This is a genomic window from Microbulbifer maximicatervae (SeqCode) (assembly GCF_052468095.1).
Genome location: NZ_CP174332.1, coordinates 2299470 through 2317371 on the forward strand (window position 1 = coordinate 2299470; position 17902 = coordinate 2317371).

General features: G+C 39.7%; 18 protein-coding genes. All 18 read left to right on the forward strand.

What is annotated here, in order from left to right:
* Positions 1 to 952: 952 nt before the first annotated feature.
* The 18 genes from ACJJIL_RS09780 (at position 953) to sctC (ending at position 17892) form a co-directional block, all read left to right on the forward strand.
* Entirely contained in the window at positions 953 to 1693 is a 741-nt protein-coding gene (locus ACJJIL_RS09780; protein ID WP_445361828.1) for a hypothetical protein, read from the forward strand.
* Between the two features lie 74 nt (positions 1694 to 1767).
* The gene (locus tag ACJJIL_RS09785; protein ID WP_444933246.1) at positions 1768 to 2670 is read left to right on the forward strand and encodes a helix-turn-helix transcriptional regulator; all 903 of its coding nucleotides are present in this window, start codon (positions 1768 to 1770) and stop codon (positions 2668 to 2670) included.
* A 74-nt stretch (positions 2671 to 2744) separates the two neighbouring features.
* The gene (locus tag ACJJIL_RS09790) at positions 2745 to 3443 is read left to right on the forward strand and encodes a hypothetical protein (protein ID WP_445361829.1); all 699 of its coding nucleotides are present in this window, start codon (positions 2745 to 2747) and stop codon (positions 3441 to 3443) included.
* Between the two features lie 35 nt (positions 3444 to 3478).
* The gene (locus tag ACJJIL_RS09795) at positions 3479 to 4606 is read left to right on the forward strand and encodes a TyeA family type III secretion system gatekeeper subunit (protein ID WP_445361830.1); all 1128 of its coding nucleotides are present in this window, start codon (positions 3479 to 3481) and stop codon (positions 4604 to 4606) included.
* Positions 4590 to 4967, forward strand: coding sequence for a hypothetical protein (locus ACJJIL_RS09800; protein WP_444933243.1), 378 nt, complete (start codon positions 4590 to 4592; stop codon positions 4965 to 4967). Before ACJJIL_RS09795 ends, ACJJIL_RS09800 begins: the two co-directional genes overlap by 17 nt.
* Positions 4968 to 4970: 3 nt before the next feature.
* Positions 4971 to 5366: a hypothetical protein gene (locus ACJJIL_RS23505; protein ID WP_507021885.1), complete on the forward strand. Its 396-nt coding sequence runs from the start codon at positions 4971 to 4973 to the stop codon at positions 5364 to 5366.
* A 374-nt stretch (positions 5367 to 5740) separates the two neighbouring features.
* Positions 5741 to 7864: a type III secretion system export apparatus subunit SctV gene (gene sctV / locus ACJJIL_RS09805; RefSeq protein ID WP_445361831.1), complete on the forward strand. Its 2124-nt coding sequence runs from the start codon at positions 5741 to 5743 to the stop codon at positions 7862 to 7864.
* A gap of 10 nt (positions 7865 to 7874) precedes the next feature.
* On the forward strand, positions 7875 to 9281 hold the full coding sequence (gene sctN / locus ACJJIL_RS09810) for a type III secretion system ATPase SctN (protein ID WP_445361832.1): 1407 nt from the start codon (positions 7875 to 7877) through the stop codon (positions 9279 to 9281).
* Positions 9282 to 9432: 151 nt separating this feature from the next.
* Positions 9433 to 9900 carry a type III secretion system stalk subunit SctO gene (gene sctO / locus ACJJIL_RS09815; protein ID WP_413662013.1) on the forward strand — a complete coding sequence of 156 codons (468 nt, stop codon included), beginning with the start codon at positions 9433 to 9435 and terminating at the stop codon, positions 9898 to 9900.
* 8 nt (positions 9901 to 9908) lie between these two features.
* Positions 9909 to 11012: a hypothetical protein gene (locus tag ACJJIL_RS09820; protein WP_445361833.1), complete on the forward strand. Its 1104-nt coding sequence runs from the start codon at positions 9909 to 9911 to the stop codon at positions 11010 to 11012.
* Positions 11009 to 12061 (forward strand): type III secretion system cytoplasmic ring protein SctQ, encoded by a 1053-nt coding sequence (gene sctQ / locus ACJJIL_RS09825; RefSeq protein WP_444913829.1) that lies wholly within the window; start codon positions 11009 to 11011, stop codon positions 12059 to 12061. Before ACJJIL_RS09820 ends, sctQ begins: the two co-directional genes overlap by 4 nt.
* Positions 12051 to 12713 carry a type III secretion system export apparatus subunit SctR gene (sctR, locus tag ACJJIL_RS09830; RefSeq protein WP_413662010.1) on the forward strand — a complete coding sequence of 221 codons (663 nt, stop codon included), beginning with the start codon at positions 12051 to 12053 and terminating at the stop codon, positions 12711 to 12713. Before sctQ ends, sctR begins: the two co-directional genes overlap by 11 nt.
* 51 nt (positions 12714 to 12764) lie before the next feature.
* Positions 12765 to 13019 (forward strand): type III secretion system export apparatus subunit SctS, encoded by a 255-nt coding sequence (sctS, locus tag ACJJIL_RS09835; RefSeq protein ID WP_226648317.1) that lies wholly within the window; start codon positions 12765 to 12767, stop codon positions 13017 to 13019.
* 53 nt (positions 13020 to 13072) lie between these two features.
* Complete coding sequence (gene sctT, locus ACJJIL_RS09840; protein WP_444959807.1) at positions 13073 to 13840, forward strand: type III secretion system export apparatus subunit SctT; 768 nt, start codon at positions 13073 to 13075, stop codon at positions 13838 to 13840.
* Positions 13840 to 14889, forward strand: a complete 1050-nt coding sequence (sctU, locus tag ACJJIL_RS09845) for a type III secretion system export apparatus subunit SctU (RefSeq protein WP_413662008.1) — start codon at positions 13840 to 13842, stop codon at positions 14887 to 14889. Before sctT ends, sctU begins: the two co-directional genes overlap by 1 nt.
* A 31-nt stretch (positions 14890 to 14920) precedes the next feature.
* Positions 14921 to 15388: a type III secretion system chaperone gene (locus ACJJIL_RS09850; protein WP_413662007.1), complete on the forward strand. Its 468-nt coding sequence runs from the start codon at positions 14921 to 14923 to the stop codon at positions 15386 to 15388.
* 298 nt (positions 15389 to 15686) lie between these two features.
* Positions 15687 to 16064 (forward strand): hypothetical protein, encoded by a 378-nt coding sequence (locus ACJJIL_RS09855; protein WP_413662006.1) that lies wholly within the window; start codon positions 15687 to 15689, stop codon positions 16062 to 16064.
* Positions 16045 to 17892, forward strand: coding sequence for a type III secretion system outer membrane ring subunit SctC (gene sctC, locus ACJJIL_RS09860; protein WP_445361834.1), 1848 nt, complete (start codon positions 16045 to 16047; stop codon positions 17890 to 17892). The genes ACJJIL_RS09855 and sctC overlap by 20 nt, the downstream gene beginning before the upstream one ends.
* Positions 17893 to 17902 lie beyond the last annotated feature (10 nt).

A 17902-nucleotide genomic window follows, 5' to 3' on the forward strand; every position in this document is an offset into this window, starting at 1 on the left:
AACGGGTAGCACTATATTTAACTTTAAACCTGAAAATTACGAAACTAAAATGCAAGAAGTAAGATATTGGCAGAATTATATTCTTAGAGTGCCAGTAGTCAAAGGTAAAAAGGTATGGATACCATCACGTTTGCGAACTGGTTCTAGCTGTGGATGAGTTTGAATTTACTCTTAGATGGCGTTCACATTTTTGGCTTTTAGCGCTGATCAAAAGAGTTGCCTAATAAGTTCAATAATGAAGTAGTAAGCGAGTTCTGTGGCTAATCTGATACCACATCCGGGAAATATATTTCCGACGAAAAAAATGCCTAAAATCTAAAAAATGTGCAAGAAATCTAAAGCATCAAGTTCACGACTACGTACCATAGGTGAACAATGAGCAATCCAAATAATTGCGCTTAGATGAGTAATAAAACACTAATCTGATAATTGAGACTAATGTCTTTGTAGTTACTAAAGCCTCTCAGAGCTATGAGTACAATGAAAGTTAGTTGTGTTGAATTACATCACAAGGGTTTAAGTAAAGAGAAAAATATGGCTGGCAATATGTTTGGATTCAAAGTCGGCGTCAGAGTTGATATTTCAACAGCCGAATTGACCTCGCCAAAGGAAATCAGGCCGAGTAATTTTTTGGTGAGCGGAGAATTACAGATATCTGTTTATTCAAGATTTTGATCAGGCAAAATGGAAGAATGTGCAGTGCTTCTCAAGGGTAACTCCTAGACAAAGCAAAAAATTTTTCTTCTTCAAATTTGGTGTGGTTTCCGCAGGACTAGCGGAAAAGGAATAGGTTAAACAATATATATATAGTGATAACTGAAGCTACCATAAAAAGTTCCGCAGTGGTAGTGGATGATCGGACTAAAGAAGATACTAAAGAGCAGGAAGTCAACTTTCTAATAGCGGCAAATTTGATAGGTTTAAATATTTCAGTTGTTTAAGGAGGAAAATTATGAGTTCAGTAGATGGTAATGTTAGTTTCGGTCCCGGTATTACTTTTCGCTCAACAAAGATCGACTCCAATGGAGAGGTTGAGGGACCCCCTCAAGAGGCAAAGGCGTCAATAACCAAAGCTGAAGATGCTATTGATATCTACCAGCCGGTGCTCGATGAATCAGATGATGTACAAAAGTTTCTTAATGCTTTCTCTCACAACAACCATATCTACGGCCTGATAAATACGCTTAATAATAATCTTAAGTCTGTCTTTCGAGAGATGAGGGAAAGTGAGACTTCGATTCGTATCAAGAAATATATTGATCAATTTGACACTGCATTGGCGAAGCGTGATGAAATTATCGAAGCAGCGGAGGAAGTCAAAAATCTACGATTTCAAGCAGCGAACCTCAAAATGGGGATGGGTATCATGAGCGGAGTTATGGGGGTCGCTAGCCTAGCTGGTGGTGGTTCAGGAGGGGCGGGTAGCGGTCAACATTTTGCAGCGGCCGTACAGAAAAATTTAGAAGCAAAAATAGATAGGCTCAATGCTGAAGCGGAGGAACTTCAAGCACTATTGCAGGCGAGGCAGGTAGAGTTGGATGCCGAAATGAATATCGATAAACAAGATGGAGAGTTAGCTAATGCGCATATTGCTTTAGTTGACAATCTGACAAGTACATTCTCATCGATGATTAATGAGCTTCATTCTCATCACAGCTCAACGATAAACGCACTATCAAAGTCGATAGTTTAGATGATTTCCGAGGTGTAATTAAAATCAAATGTGAGCATAAATAGGTAGAGATTTCATAAAGAGAAGTGAAAGACATGAATACTCCCTCCTATAAGGGACAAGATGGATTCAGAAACAGTAGAGTGGCTATTGATTGCCAACATTGTGGCGATCTTTTTGAATTAAAAACATTCTCAATTCCACGTGGAGAATCTATCGTGCTCACATTTTCACCTTTTGTGAATTTGGTCATGATGGTGACCGGTTCTGCTGGAATTAGATATCATCAATCGAATTTTGAGCTGACAATAGGGCAGGTTTGGCTTGCAGGATCTGATGAAGATTTTGAATTAAGCAACAACCTAAAAGACCAGGATATTGTTGTAATATGTGTAGGTATTCGTGCAGCAATGCTGACCAGGTTCTATGAAAGGTATGATAACGCGCTGTTTCGTAAGGAGCAGGCGCTTAAAATGGTTAAATCTGTTTTACCGAAAGGCAAAGATCCGATTGTCTTTCCGAGTTGTGAGTTGACACGGCTGACATTAGATTCTTTTAGGTTGTTCAGCCGGTTAGATGATGAGGGATTGAATGCCCTCAAGTTAGAAGAGTTATTATTGCTGAAATTAAAGAGTGATCAGGGGCAAATACTCGCTGACGAACTGCTGAATCGGGTAAACCCGGTTCAGGAAAAATTTAGACGATTCATGGAGGCTAACGTTACAAAAAACTGGTGCATAGCTACTTATGCGAAGAATATCGGTATGAGTTTGACTTCGTTTAAGAATATGTTTAGTCAGGTATTTAGTGAATCTTCCCCAAAATCATGGATTAATGAGAGACGACTCAGGCACGCTAATATTCAATTACGTACGACAAGTAAACGGTTAGTAGATATTGCCCTGGAAAGTGGATTTTCCAGTCAGTCCTATTTCACGCAATTATATAAGTCAAAGTATGGCGTATCACCTTCAGAGGCAAGGCAGAAGTGTATTTAAGAGGTTTCCTTGTTCATTTACTTAGTATCTCTATGTTATGTGGTTGCGTAAGTGAATCAGTAAATGAGAAAGACTTGTTTCAAACCCTAAGTATAGGTGTGCAAGCCAACAATGCCGTGACACAAAAGGCTGCAGAAATTCTATTTCCAAGTGACAAATTTTTACAAGACGAAGCACCTTTTTCTATCGATTTCCTTTCTGTTCGTGAACTCAAAAAAGAGTTGGTTTTGGGTAATTACGATATAGTGATTAGCGCTTCAAACACCATTGAGTACGATTCGCAAGTCACCAACTGGAAATCATTTTCAATAGAAGAGTTATCTCTTCATTACCTGGCACTAACTGAGCGGAAAGGTCTCATAGATACATATAATAAGGATGTATTTTTCTCTAAAGTAAAATCGGTTGGATATATACGGCCAGATCCTCTGCTAGCTGTCAATTCAAATTTGTTAAGCTCACATGCTTATTCGAAATCATTCATTAATTGCAAGTCAGTTAATCAATGCCTTGATATGCTTAGTAGTAGAAAAATTGATGCGCTATGTATCTCTGGTATACAAATCGATCATGCCTCAAGTTATTTCCTGACGACTTATAGTTTAGATGTATCTGAAGTGAATTTTTTTGAGCTGGGGGAATTTTCTATTGGCTTGAATTCTCGAAGTCTTACTTTGAAAGAGAGAGGATTTCTAGAGAGAGCATTGAAGAAACTATTTAGTGATAGAGTTTCTACTAGTCTAATCAATGCAGGAAATAATACAAATGCCTAACTACCACCTACTTGTTTGATAAATAAGGTATTCTGATGAATTCTCAGGGCGGTCAGTCAATTGGAGTAAATCGCATTGTCGAAAAACCCACAGCTATTGACAGTGTAAGTAGAGAAATACAGCCTGCTCAAACAGGTAAAACGATGTTTCAAACTATAAGTAATAGTTTGGAGGAGTTTTCTTCATTTTTACATAAATATAAAAATTTAAACCGTAGCAGAGCTAGAGAGTCCCGTCGAGACTTTGATGGCTTGGATGTAAAAAAGCTATCGAAATCAGCGCTCAGCCAACATCAAGTCGACAAAGTTAGTGAAATTGCAGCAGCAATTAAACAAAATCGTCATAACAAGTCGGAAGTGATTGAAGAGATTAGAACGTTTTCTAAATTTATTTCATCAGATATAACGGAGAAAGGGATTGCATTGCTTTCTCTCAGGGAGCAGCTTGAAAATTCTAATAGAACTGTTCCCAGTATATCTGAAATATATATTGAGCTTGATAGGCAGCTAGCCCCGATATCAACGTCTTTGGAATTCAGAGCCGGTGTATTGGCCAATGGTACTTTGGATGCCGCGAAGCAACGAGGACTGGATGAAAACCAATTAAGTGATCTGACCAAACCGGAGCACTCAATTAGCTTTGGTAATATTTTCAATGTACTTTGTGATCTTAGAGAAAAATTTGGAGATCACTATCTTGATCTTGGAGCTGGAGAGCTATATAGGCAGCTTTCTTCACAATATCATGGAGGCGGCCGGAATATTGAGAACTCAGAGCTCATCTCTGTAATGAGAAATATGAGCGAGTTGAAGACTTTGTTAGCATTACTTGATGCCTGCCGAGAGACTGCGAGAATACTCGAGCAACCCATGACTGGAGCAAATACTCAGAGAAGTTTAACAAGTAAGCTTCTAAATGAGGTCCTATCTTTACAAAAGAAAAGCTGGGTGGAAAGTTCCGATGTTAGTAAAATTGCGAGTAATTTAAAAATAAAAAACCTAGCGAAACTTAATATCTTAGGAGTGCAAATTAAACATATAGTAAGTCTTGTGCCTAATCATATTTATGGTAATGCTGAGCAAAAAAATCAATGTATTGAAGCAATATTTAAATGTACAGATTTGTTCGCTCGGAGGGAATCAGCATATGCCCGGCTGGATTGAAGCAATACTGATACGTGTATTCTCCGCTTATAGTATCGAGATCGACAAACGACAGCTTGCTCAGAATTACCTCCAGCTGGAATTTAATAATATTGGAAATCTTGAGTTAAACTATTTTCCTCATGATGAGTCATTGCTCATATCATTGGGGGTAAAGCATCGAGTAGATGATGATACTATAGAGCATGTTCTAGAAGCTAACAAATATAGCAATCAGAATTCATTGTCCCCTACTGGGCATATTTATGAAGATAAAATTGTTCTCAGGCTGGTAATTCTTAGAGAAAACCTGGATTTTATCAATTTTGAAGCGGCGCTAAATAACTTCCGCCAAGTAAATCAAAGCATCTTAGGGGATTAAGTCATGTTGTCTGACAAGACTAAGCACACGCTAAATTTCCAAGGTGGAATCTCTAAGGTCTCATACCTAGAGCACGAGCCCGAAAATCTTAAAACACCGTCAGCCACACGTATCATATTCTTTAACAACCACGCGGCTCCGTCGCATCTGTCTGAACTGTTCAAGCGTTCAAACGGTAAACGGCTATTGGATAAAGTATGTAGCCCTGAAAGGTCTGAATTGAAATCATTTGACGTTTGTCAGGGGGAACGACAGGCCATGGAGGCTGTGGAATGGATAAGAAATTTAGAGGACAAACTAGACACAGAACTAAGGGGGAAGTGTGAACAGATATTCATTGAGCTAGCGGAGCTGGAATTGAAAAATCAAGTTCAAAGAAATCTACTTAAAAAAGTTTGAGTCTTAAAGTGTTTACAAGTTTTATTAGACTAAGTTAGCGTTATGAGAGATTGGATACTCACGCAAGCGCAATTGCAACTAGACTATGCTGATGTAAATAAGGCAGTCGCTCTACTGTTACTTATTGAAACTTTGTACGGAAAAAGTTTACCAACCGGGCTTATGTTGTGCAAAGCATGGATGTCTTTAAATGACCTTAAAAATCTGGAGTCAAAATCCAGAGAGCTTCTGAAGACGTGCAATCTAAGTCGGGAACAGTCAGCCGCAATATATTATTGTTTGAGTGAAGCACATTGGAAATCCGGAAACTCTGATGCCTCAAAATTAGCACGTAGAAGTTATTTGAATTTTATTAATGAAGGCCCTTCTAGTAAATGAAAAATGTATTGGTTGCGTTTAGTCGGCGAGCTGACCTTGCCCTGGCTATATTGTTGGTCGCCATCATATTTATGATGATATTGCCAATGCCAACAGGAGTGGTAGATACGTTAATAGCAATAAATTTTGCTATCGCGGTACTCCTAATGATGCTATCTGTTTATATCAAAACAGCATTGGAGTTTAGTGCATTCCCTGCAGTACTGCTTATTAGTACACTATTTCGTTTAGCGTTATCGGTCACGACGACACGATTAATTCTTATGAATGGAGATGCTGGAGATATTATTACTACATTCGGGAATTTCGTAGTTGGCGGCAACTTGGTGGTTGGGTTGGTTATTTTCCTTATCATCACTATTGTACAGTTTTTAGTGATTACGAAAGGTGCTGAACGAGTTGCTGAAGTGAGTGCTAGATTCTCCCTGGATGCCTTGCCCGGCAAGCAAATGAGTATCGATGGTGATATGCGAGCTGGGATGCTTGATATTGAAGAGGCAAGGGATCGGCGGGAATCATTAAATCGTGAGAGCCAGCTATTTGGGTCAATGGATGGCGCGATGAAATTTGTTAAAGGAGACGCAATAGCAGGTCTTATTATCATCTGTGTCAATATCATAGGTGGGATTTTAATCGGAACTACCCAGCACGGAATGTCTACTGGTGAAGCCCTGGAAATGTACTCTATTCTCACCGTAGGTGACGGGTTAATAGCACAAATTCCTGCGCTCTTTATTTCGATGACCGCTGGCATGATTGTCACACGCGTGACGTCAACAGAAGATGAGCTAGAGAGTAAAGATATAAACCTGGGCACGGTTATAGGTTCTCAAATCACAGCACACCCTCGTGCTCTCTATATGTCATCCGCACTTCTATTCGGATTGGCTTTGATACCAGGGTTTCCTACTAAAATCTTTATTGTATTGGCAATATTGATTGGAGGAGGAGGGTTCCTCTTAGCACGGTTGGCCACTAAAAATAGAATCCATGAAGAGAATCTACCAGAAATTTTGGCAAAAGATGGCGCCTCTGCAGCGGCTGCAACGGCAGAAGCAAAACGAATATCATCCCGAACAGCTGCTAGCAGCAGAGATGAATTCTCTATTACAGTGCCTCTTTTAGTTGATGTCTCTGTTGATCTTGAGGGTGTTTTAGATGCTACAGAATTGAATGCAGAACTAAGTCGCGTACGAAAAGCACTCTACTTGGATTTAGGGGTACCATTTCCCGGTGTCCACTTACGATTTAATGAAAATCTTAGCGAGCATGAATACTACATCCTGAATCAGGAGGTACCTGTTGGGCGTGGAAGATTGATGCCGGACTGTGTTTTGATAACTGAACCTAAAGATCAACTATCGATGTCGGGTATTGAATTTAGTGAAGAGGACAAGTTTTTGCCTGACATCGAAAGTTTGTGGGTAAGCAATCAGCAGATTGAAATACTGGATACTAATCATCTGTCCTATTTTTCGTTCAATCGTATCATTACTTACCATTTGGCCTACATCCTTCGCCGATATGCAGAGGAGTTTATTGGGATACAGGAAACTCGTTACTTGTTGGAGCGAGTAGAGCCGCATTTTGGCGAGTTAGTCAAAGAAGTTGAGCGAGTAATGCCTATTCAGCGACTTAGTGAGGTATTCCAGAGACTGGTGTCAGAAGATATATCCATTCGAAATTTGAGGGTTATTTTAGAAGCGCTAGTTGAGTGGGGACAGAAAGAAAAGGATGTTGTGCAGTTAACTGAATACGTGCGTAGTAGTTTAAAGCGTCAGATTTGCTTTAAGTATTCTGGGGGAAATAGCACACTTCCTTGCTACCTACTGGATCAGGAGTTGGAAGATAGTGTTCGTAGTGCCATTAGACAAACTTCGGCAGGCTATTATTTAGCTCTAGATCCTTCGGTAACAAAACGATTTACCGAGAAGCTCGCTGTATACACCAGAGATAGTTTACAGATGGAGAGAAAACCTGTTTTGCTTATTGCCATGGATATACGTCGTTATGTAAGAAAGCTAATAGAAACAGAGTTCTATGAGCTTCCTGTTATATCTTTCCAGGAGTTAACAAAAGATATAAATGTTCAACCAATTGCGCGTATATCTATAAGTTGAAGATACAGCTGTGAACGATTTAGATTCAAAATATAAAACCAAGCATGATATTCAGGAAACGCTGAAATCTAACTTGAGAGACACTGAAAGAAAATGGAGAGATAAAACACATAAGGTCCGGGGGCTCATCGCTGAATGTAAAAACATGAGGATGCGAGGTTGGGTAAATAATGTATCCGGAACCATAATTAAAGCCCAAGTTGTTGATGTCAAAATTGGAGAACTATGTCGACTGGTCTCACCGGATACTAATAAAACCTTGTTGGCTGAAGTGGTTGGGCTAGACAAATCTATTGCATTACTATCACCTTTGGGAGATGTGAAAGGGATTTCCAGTAAAACTGAAGTTATTCCCACCGGCCGTAGCCATGAGATAGAAGTCGGCGATTTTTTGTTGGGAAGTGTCCTTGATGGCTTGGGAAATCCCATAAGGAAAGGAGAACGGTACGACATAGACCCCTCTGAACGTTCACGGGTGACTGTCACTGCTGATGCTCCGGATGCAATGACTCGACAGCTAATCAGTCGACCAGTTTCCATGGGCATAAAGGCTATTGATAGTATTCTGACTTGTGGAGAAGGTCAGAGAGTTGGAATTTTCGCCGCTGCAGGTGGTGGAAAAAGTACGCTACTTTCAATGATTATCCGCAATGCAGATGTTGATGTAATTGTTATTGCATTAATTGGCGAGCGTGGGCGGGAAGTTCGGGAGTTTATCGATCACGATTTAGGCCCAGGAGGTCTTACAAAAGCTGTACTGGTAGTCGCCACATCCGATAGACCGGCAATGGAGCGTGCAAAAGCTGCATTAGTAGCGACTGCTATTTCAGAGTATTTCCGGGAGCAGGGGAAGAAAGTACTATTACTTATGGACTCTGTAACACGATATGCTCGATCTTTGCGCGAAATTGGACTAGCTGCAGGAGAGCCGCCTACCCGAAGGGGGTATCCACCATCAGTTTTCGCTGCTTTACCTCAATTGATGGAGCGCGCGGGAAATTCTGCCAGGGGATCAATTACTGCTTGCTATACCGTCCTCGTTGAGGGTGACGATATGACAGAGCCGGTTGCTGATGAAACGAGATCAATTTTAGATGGGCACATTATATTGTCGCGGTCGTTAGCAGCCGCTGCTCACTTCCCTGCTGTGGATATATTGCTAAGTGCAAGTCGAGTAATGAACAATTTTGTAACACCTGAGCACAAATTAGCAGCAATGAAATTAAGAAATCTACTAGGTAAATATAAAGACGTTGAACTCCTAGTGCGTATTGGTGAATACCAACGCGGCAATGATCGGATGACTGATGAAGCCGTAGATAGGATTGAAGAGATAAATGCTTTTCTTAAGCAAGGTACCCATGAATCTATTCCATTTGATGCGAGTGTAAACCAGCTCCTAAAGATGTTTCCGTAATTTATAAGGAACCGAGAAAGTCTATAACCTGAAGTTAGCTGCAAAAATCTATAAAAAAGGACTTTCTTCTAAAAAAAATTACCCAAAATATAAAGAAAGTTTTTGAGCGGCCAATACAATGTCAATCCGTCAAGATGGTGAATAATCACACATGGCTAGTCTAACCCGTGTTATGGAGATTAAGAAGAGGAAGCTCGACGTAGCCAAAAGAGAATATAGGCTAGCTGTTGAAGAGGTACAGCTTAGAGAGCGAGAGTACTCATCTGCTAAGAAGCAATATATGAGCCACAGAGAGTGGCGTATTACAGAGGAAGCGAAAAGGTACAAATCGATTATTGACCAGGTTGTCCAATCTAAGCAGTTAGATGAAATTCGTTCATCAATAGCTTCAATGTATGAAGAAGAAGCTAGCCTGAGTATGAAAGTCCTTGAAGCGCAAAAGCAGCTTGAAAAAGCACAAAAAAGAAGGGATAGCTGCCATGAGCATGTTCGGCAATGTCTAAAAAATGTTGAAAAATATGAACATATCACTGCCGAAATTTCCGCGTCTAAAAATATTGCAGTTGAGAGGGCTGCTGAAGAGACGATGGATGAATTTTCAAGTACTTTGAAGAGCTAGTATTACCGATGTCATCTGAAATTACCTCTAAAAAAAATACTATTTCGACATTTATGGAGTTATCCTCTCTATGCTCCCATTTAAGTCATAAAAGAACTATTGAAACGTCAGAAACTCAATTACATAGTAGTGGGTTGGATTTTCAGAAATATATCGATATAAATAAAGGTGATTTACAAAGTAATACCGATCCAACTAATTGGAGTAGTAAGTTAGCTAACCATATTGATAATAATGCAAATGATTTAAATATCAATTTGGAGGACGCAAACAATTTTATTGTTATAACTGACTTATTGGTTGTTATTTCAAATAATCTATCATTGGACAGTAAACTAAATCAGAGTTACTTGCAGCACTATTTGCAGTCAATAAACAAACCGCCGGCTAATGGATTATCAAATTCTCAGATACATTGGATGAGTGGGCAAACAGTTAGACCTGATACACTACTTGCCGAAGTATTGGATAATCCAATCAATGAGGTGTTGCAAGATGGAGACAGTTTACAGCGAACTGAATTAACAACAGCTTCTTTAAACTTTAAGCCATTTAAACACGTACATAGTTTACAGTCAGACTTGGGGAGTTCAGATCGCATTGAAGATGCAGATATAGACGTAGTCCAACAAGTCATACTACCGACTACCGATAGGATATTCGCTTCTCAGTTAAATAAGCTAAGCGATCAGAAATCGAACTCTACTCCATCGTTGCTCTATTCGCTAAATACTGAAATTGACACTGTTGTGGTTGATAAAGAAATGGTGCGCGCAGAGATTCTGATTAGATCGCTGCATGATACCAGAGTTAGCATTAGCTTGCATGAGGGTGCTCTGACAGTAAATTTTGATAGTGTCGATAAGGGATTTGATTTATCGGATTCGTCAATATTATCAGAGCTCCGAAGTATGCTGGAGCAGAAGTATTCACAGCTTCAAGTGTCGGTAACAACTTCTTGGAATGTCAGTTCTGACCTTGAGGAGGATATAAATGGTAGTTCAAGACAAAATGATGAAAATAATTCTCAGGGTGAAAACAGTGAATCTCGGCATCAGTCTGATGATGGGTTAGACATAGAAGTTCTATTGGATGATGGTTTGAATACATGAGTATCGACGAGCTTACTTTGCCTAAATTTACCAGCCAGGTGATTGATGCGCAGAACATCATTGTTAGTAGTGAAATTGGTTTTCAGCTAGATTTATCTAGTAACGCAAATCGACTGAATCTTAATGTGCGATCAAATTGTTTTACATATAGTTTACCTAAGAGAGCTTTAATCCTTGAGGTGTGTCAGCAAAACACCTCCACATACTGGGAATTCTATTTTAGTCTGGGAGATGCAAGCTTATTACTCTCAAGTTATCTCCATATAAGCCAGATATCACAGCTGCCCATCGAATTGGTTTTTGCCGCATCTGAGCTTTTTTTTGAGCAGCTTATAAATGATTTTGAGGAGTTTAAAAGTTGGCAGATAACCAGCGTTAAAATAGCAGATGTTGACGGAGGTAATAAAGACTATCAATACACCTATTTGTTTGAAGTAGATAAAGAAGGAAAATCAATTAGTGCCTTTTGCAAGGCAAATATTGATAGTTTGGCAACTCTGTTTGAAATATATGGTAAAAAAAGGAAGGGGCGCATGCAAATTCCTGTGCCAACCTCCTTCTTGGTGGGTCAGGTGCACCTGGATATTGAAGAACTAAGAACTCTTAGGTCGGGTGATGTAGTGCTTGTAGATAGCTCTAGTTCCTTTAAGGAAGAATGTCTCCTGCTGGTGAGCCGACAAGCAACTTGGTCGGCTCAAATAAATGAGAAAAGTATTAAATTAATAGATCGCTGGAGTGTGCAGATGGAAAGTCAACTGAAGGATTCTACCAAACCAATTAGCAAGGCAGATAATCCGGAAAGTCCAGAAGCGTACTTAACGCAATTAAATAATGTATCTTTATCTCTAAAATTTGAATTGCCCGGTAAGGAAATGACCATTGAAGAGATTCAATCTCTCACGGAAGGATATACATTCACATTAAATGATTCGGCCTCTAGCGAAATTCTAATATCCCTTAACCACTCAGTATTAGGAAAGGGGAAATTGGTTAATATAGAGGGGCGGTTGGGCGTGCAGATTATTGGGTGGGGCAAAAATGGGGGTTAGTTTTTTAGGTGGACAATTAGACCACATATCAATAATTTTAGCCCTTGGTGCTTTAGCTTTAGTGCCTTTTCTTGCAGTAATGGGAACGTCTTTTGTAAAAATTGTAATTGTCTTTTCGCTACTTCGCAATGCTTTAGGTGTTCAACAAACACCCCCTAATATGGCACTATATGGTGTGGCACTTATTCTGACTTTGTATATTATGGCGCCCATAGGGTACGATATACAGGATTATCTGGATGCAAATACCCATCTAACTGAGTCATCAGAGAACTATAAGGAATTATTTTCAGGTGCGGTAAAGCCGTATGCTGCATTTTTACAAAAAAACACCACCGAAATTGAGAAAACCTATTTCCTAGATACAGCCAGGGAGATTTGGCCAGAGCGCCATGCCGAAAAGGTTACTGAAGATAGCTTACTGGTGCTAATGCCTGCATTTACCGTTAGCCAGGTGACAGAGGCATTCAAAATTGGATTCTTAATCTATCTTCCATTTCTGGTGATAGACTTAATTGTATCGAATATTCTTCTGGCGATGGGGATGATGATGGTGTCTCCAATGACGATCTCGCTCCCATTCAAATTATTGTTGTTTGTGGTTCTTGATGGTTGGACAACTCTAACTCATAGTCTAGTGATGGCCTATTAGTAACTTACCAAAGTTAGATATGATTAACATCGTAGCGGTGGATAATTGATAATGGATATTAGCGATCTTATGATGCTGGCTCAGGAGGCGATGATGCTTGTATTGATATTATCCCTTCCTACGATCGTAGCTGCTTCATTAGTGGGAACTTTAGTTAGTCTTATCCAGGCGTTAACACAAATTCAGGAGCAAACACTTGGGTTTGTGTTAAAGCTTGTTGCTGTGATTTTTGCGCTTCTGGCAACAGGAAGTTGGATGGGTGCTGAGTTAATTAATCTAGGGGCAACCGCGTTTAAGAGTATTTGACAAAGTGAAAAACCATAATTGATATGGATCTTGACTTGAATAGCCTGGAGAGAATGATTCAGGCATATATTTTGTCGTTACCACGTATATACCTAGTATTTACTGTTCTTCCTATGATGAGCAAAGGGTTTCTGGGAAGTTCAATGATTCGTAATGGTATATTGCTCAGTCTGGCGCTCTTTATCTTTCCTCTAACTGAAGGAAGTTTGTCCGAAGACTTGGGAAAAGTGGGTTATATTTCAATACTCCTGAAAGAATCGGCTATTGGTCTGGTTATTGGTGTAGTGGTAGCAATTCCATTTTGGATAGCAGAAGGAGTAGGTTTTCTTATAGATAACCAGAGGGGGTCTACCATGTCAAATATGGTAAATCCATTATTAGGTGATGAAACTTCGCCTTTAGGGGTTTATCTTAGTCATTTGTTAAATACATTTTTTATTATGAGTGGTGCATTTTTGCTGATGATGGGTGTGATTTATCAGAGCTACGTATATTGGCCTATTGGTAAAATGTTTCCCGAGGATTTGACTGGTACTGATGTATACATATTTTCTCAGTTAGATTTTTTAACGAAGTCGATAGTTGTTTTTTCTGCTCCGATAGTAATATCTATGTTTTTAGCAGAATTCACTTTGGCTCTAATAAATCGATTCTCACCACAGCTAAATGTTTTCTTTATGGCTATGCCCATTAAGAGTGCAGTTGGGATCTTCGTTTTGGTTATATATATTCATTTGCTTTTAGGTAATATAGATAATGTGGTTGCGGACACGTTTGAAGACATGCAGTATTTTATGCAGCATGTGTTGGGAGAGGTCTAATGACATCTTCAAAGTCAGAGCCGCCAACGCCGAAGAAGATAAGAGATGCTCGTGAGAAAGGGCAGGTTGCAAAAAGTAAAGAGGTTGTTTCGCTCGTTCTTTTAGTTTCTGTTACTGGCTATTTTTGGCTTTTTGGGGAAGATATTTTCCTGAGAATTAAAAGTCTGTTTCAGGACCCTTCAAAATATATCGACCTTCCTCTTAGGCAACTATTTTTAAATGCTTCAATAGAGGCATTCTACATCGCATTCAGTGTACTGGCTCCGATATTAGTTGTCGTATTTATTTTTGCCATCATATCGAATGTTATGCAGACTGGTTGGATATTTAGTGGTGAGACCATAGCGCCAAAGTTTGAGAAGATAGGCCTGATCAATGGTGCAAAGAAAATATTCAGCGCACAGAATGCAATGGAGTTTTTAAAGTCCCTTATTAAAATTATAGTTCTCACTTACGTAGCCTGGTATGTATTAAAGGGTAATATCCAGCTATTGATGCAGATACCCGTCTGCGGTGCGGAATGCGCCATATATATCACAGGTTCACTAATGATGAAGTTGATATTGTATTGTTTGGCAGCATTTGTGTTCTTGGCGGCGGCTGATTTTGGCTTGGAAAGGTTTCTATATTTTAGGAAGCTTCGAATGTCTATCGATGAGGTTAGAAGAGAATATAAAGACACGGAAGGTAATCCTGAAATAAAGGGTAGAAGGAAAGAGATACATAGAGAATTGATGAGTGAAGAAGTTGTTAATAAAAGGGTTTCTCAAGCAGATGTTTTGATTACAAATCCAGTGCATTTTGCTGTAGGTATACGCTATGACCAACAGCTGTCACCATTGCCGTTTGTTACAATAAAAGGTGAAATGATTCTTGCTAAGAAGCTACGAAATATCGCGATTAAGAAAGGAATCCCTATCGTTGAAAATGTGCCTTTAGCAAGATCTCTCTATGCAAAAATAGACATAGATCAAAAAATAACAAATGAGTTTGTAGAGCCTATAGCTGATATTATTCGTTGGCTGCAATCTCAGGAAAGGCAGACCTAGATTGCTACTTATAAATACAAGAGTGTGAATTATGAAATTAGATTTCTCGCAGTTGATACAAGAGTTAGCGGTAAATTTACAGCAGCCGCTTATGGACCAGATTGAAGATGCATGCCGAATATCATGGGATAATATCGATATGCATATATATTATCATGAGGAGGATCAGGGTGAGCTTGTTATTATAACAATAGACATTGGTGAAATTCCCCATGGCCAAGATGAGCATTTTGCAACATTAATGTTGCAGGCGAATTACCTATGGATTGCTAGTGAATACGCAACCCTATCCCTGAATCCCGAAACACAAAAAGTGGTACTATGCGACAAAGAGAGAGCAGAGTCTATAGAAATCGAATCATTCACTAGGAGAGTAAAGTCGCTATATCAAGCTGCTATATACTGGCAGGGGGTCCTTTCTAGTAGCCCCAACGTTGAACAAACTGATCAGTCACTTGGGGCTATTGGAATGGAAAACAACTTTGGCATAAAAGTATAGAAGTATCAGCTTTCGGGTAATTTCCGGTACCTTAGGTTCTTGATCTTAAATTGAGATGAAAGCAAAGGTGGAACAGGCGAGGGTGGGCGGCATTATTAGTATTTTATAAATCTAAGTATTTATGTCGCCTTTGGTAAATGGACATTTTCAAATGTCTATTTTATAAAAATAATCGGCTAATTTTGAAAGAATCTTCGTCTTATCATCGGTATGGTTATTACCCATGGCGATCTTGCTATATATGGGAAGCGACATGTCACTACGGGATAAGATATCTACATTGTGCTCGGAGATTCATATGCCTATGCCCGCTATAGACGATAATGAATCTTATACTTTGAATTTTGATTCAAAGTTTTCGATTCAATTTATTGAGCATCGAGGTGGATATGTGTTGCTAAGCTACGGATTTGGGTTGGTTGTTGAAGAACATTTACGTAAGCAGTTTCTGATGGAGGCAATGAGAAAAAGTTATGCTTGGAGTGGGCTAAATCTATCTTTGATTTCTGGAGAAGATGGCGACTTCGGTATTCAAAGCATAATGCCAAATAGCGTTTCATTTAACGTTTTTTTTGACATTACAAACTATCACTGCGGATTTTGTGATCTGCTAGTTAAACTGATACCTATTCACCAAATAACTAAGTTTGAATATCGTGAATTTATTACGCCATAATTTTATTTTACTGATGGCAATATTTTTTTCTCATCTGTTTTGTGGTGCGAATGCCCAAACCCTTATGGGGGAGTCATTTGAATTCTATGGTGAAGAGCAGCCACTTAGAGATGTTCTGACGGCGATTGCTACACATTCGCGCCTGGGGGTAGAGATAAATGAAGGGATCGATAGTGATTTTAGTGGGTACCTAATGAAGGCCAACAGCAAGGAAGCATTAGACTTCCTTGCCGGCGCATTTGATCTGGTATGGTACTTTGATGGTGCGACGTTGTATATCGATCCAATTAATGAAATGGAAAGCAAGCTTTTCTTGCTATCGAAGGTTGATTCATCCCTCTTAAAGAAGACAATGCAGGAATTGTCGATTTGGGATGAACGCTTTGAATGGCGCTCTTTAGGCGCAAATGGGATTGTTATGGTATCCGGTCCCCCTAGGTATCTCGAATTGGTCGATAAGACAGTGGAAATGCTAAATGAACGAGTTTCCGCTGAGATAAATGATGAATTAGTCATTCAAATTTATGGATTAAAATACGCATCCGCTATAGATCGAAAAGTTACCGCTAGAGATCAAGAAGTTGTGCTGCCTGGGGTTGCAACTCTTCTAAGAGGTTTGATTGGTTCCGACTCGGCACTAGAGGCTACAACTGGTAGAAGCGCTTCTGCACATCGACGTGATGAAACACTAACCGACAGTGAATTAACCGCTAGTAAGTCTTTAAATCTCCGTGCGGGCGATATTTTACAAGAAAGCCGATCAGGCTATTCTAGCGGTGCTTCCCACCCACATGCAACGGTCTACCCGGACCCCAGTACCAATTCAGTTATTGTTCAGGATTACGCGTCAAGGCTTCTTTTATATGAAAATCTCATTACTCAATTAGACAGGCCTCGGGAACAGCTGGAAATCAGCCTGGTTATCATTGATCTTACAACCAATTCATTACGAGAGCTGGGTGTTCATTGGAATGTTGATGCCGTTAGTAAAGGGAGCGGCCTCTTAGATTTGATTTTGCCCGGGGATTCACTAACTGGTGATAGCTTGTTCACTGAGACAAATGCTGACTTTTTGGCAACGGTAAGAGCTTTAGAATCTGAGGGTAAAGCTCGTGTTACTTCTCGGCCCGCAGTGGTAACTGAAAATGGTACGGAAGCACTACTTGATAATAGTGAGACATTTTTTGTTCGAATTCAAGGTGAGCGTGTTGCGACTCTTGAGCAAATTACCTTTGGTACGCTATTAAAAGTCGTACCTCGTGTGGTTGAAGGTGCGTCCGTAATGGGAGATAGGGCCCTGATTAGCCTTGACGTGCAAATTGAAGATGCTAATCGATTAGCGGATGGTGGAGTAGATTCGATACCATCTATTAGAAATACGCTAATTAACACAAGATCGTCAGTTCCAAATGGCGGATCTCTACTTATTGGTGGTTACTACCGAGAAGCGACAACGAGTAATACTGAAGGTGTGCCTTTTTTGGCTGGGTTACCATTACTTGGGGGGCTATTTAAGCGAAACGATGATACTCAGTCTCAATTAGTAAGGCTCTTTATGTTGAGTCCAAGAATTTTACCAAATGCGCTTTTCGATTCCTCATTTTCGCAGAAAAAGGAGAACCTTGAGGACGATCACAGGCTTAATAAATTTGCTAACGTATCTAACTATAACCCGGATATACACAAATTAGGTTTGACCGGGCTTTGTGAATCAGCTTTAGAAGCAAGGCAAAGACGTAACAGCTTTAGATCCGTAAAGTTATCCACGCGTATCGTTCCATGTGAGGATACCGATGGGGAATCTTATCGTGTGGTAACGATAAATTAATCTTAAACTG

What these genes read in the sequence shown, in the direction of transcription:
- sctQ (WP_444913829.1), top strand. Translation starts at nt 11,009, where the DNA reads ATGAGTATCGACGAGCTTACTTTGCCTAAATTTACCAGCCAGGTGATT.
- ACJJIL_RS09855 (WP_413662006.1), top strand. Translation starts at nt 15,687, where the DNA reads ATGCCTATGCCCGCTATAGACGATAATGAATCTTATACTTTGAATTTT.
- ACJJIL_RS23505 (WP_507021885.1), top strand. Translation starts at nt 4,971, where the DNA reads ATGTTGTCTGACAAGACTAAGCACACGCTAAATTTCCAAGGTGGAATC.
- ACJJIL_RS09850 (WP_413662007.1), top strand. Translation starts at nt 14,921, where the DNA reads ATGAAATTAGATTTCTCGCAGTTGATACAAGAGTTAGCGGTAAATTTA.
- sctV (WP_445361831.1), top strand. Translation starts at nt 5,741, where the DNA reads ATGAAAAATGTATTGGTTGCGTTTAGTCGGCGAGCTGACCTTGCCCTG.
- ACJJIL_RS09820 (WP_445361833.1), top strand. Translation starts at nt 9,909, where the DNA reads ATGTCATCTGAAATTACCTCTAAAAAAAATACTATTTCGACATTTATG.
- sctS (WP_226648317.1), top strand. Translation starts at nt 12,765, where the DNA reads ATGGATATTAGCGATCTTATGATGCTGGCTCAGGAGGCGATGATGCTT.
- ACJJIL_RS09800 (WP_444933243.1), top strand. Translation starts at nt 4,590, where the DNA reads ATGCCCGGCTGGATTGAAGCAATACTGATACGTGTATTCTCCGCTTAT.
- ACJJIL_RS09780 (WP_445361828.1), top strand. Translation starts at nt 953, where the DNA reads ATGAGTTCAGTAGATGGTAATGTTAGTTTCGGTCCCGGTATTACTTTT.
- sctU (WP_413662008.1), top strand. Translation starts at nt 13,840, where the DNA reads ATGACATCTTCAAAGTCAGAGCCGCCAACGCCGAAGAAGATAAGAGAT.
- sctO (WP_413662013.1), top strand. Translation starts at nt 9,433, where the DNA reads ATGGCTAGTCTAACCCGTGTTATGGAGATTAAGAAGAGGAAGCTCGAC.
- sctR (WP_413662010.1), top strand. Translation starts at nt 12,051, where the DNA reads ATGGGGGTTAGTTTTTTAGGTGGACAATTAGACCACATATCAATAATT.
- ACJJIL_RS09785 (WP_444933246.1), top strand. Translation starts at nt 1,768, where the DNA reads ATGAATACTCCCTCCTATAAGGGACAAGATGGATTCAGAAACAGTAGA.
- ACJJIL_RS09795 (WP_445361830.1), top strand. Translation starts at nt 3,479, where the DNA reads ATGAATTCTCAGGGCGGTCAGTCAATTGGAGTAAATCGCATTGTCGAA.
- sctT (WP_444959807.1), top strand. Translation starts at nt 13,073, where the DNA reads ATGATTCAGGCATATATTTTGTCGTTACCACGTATATACCTAGTATTT.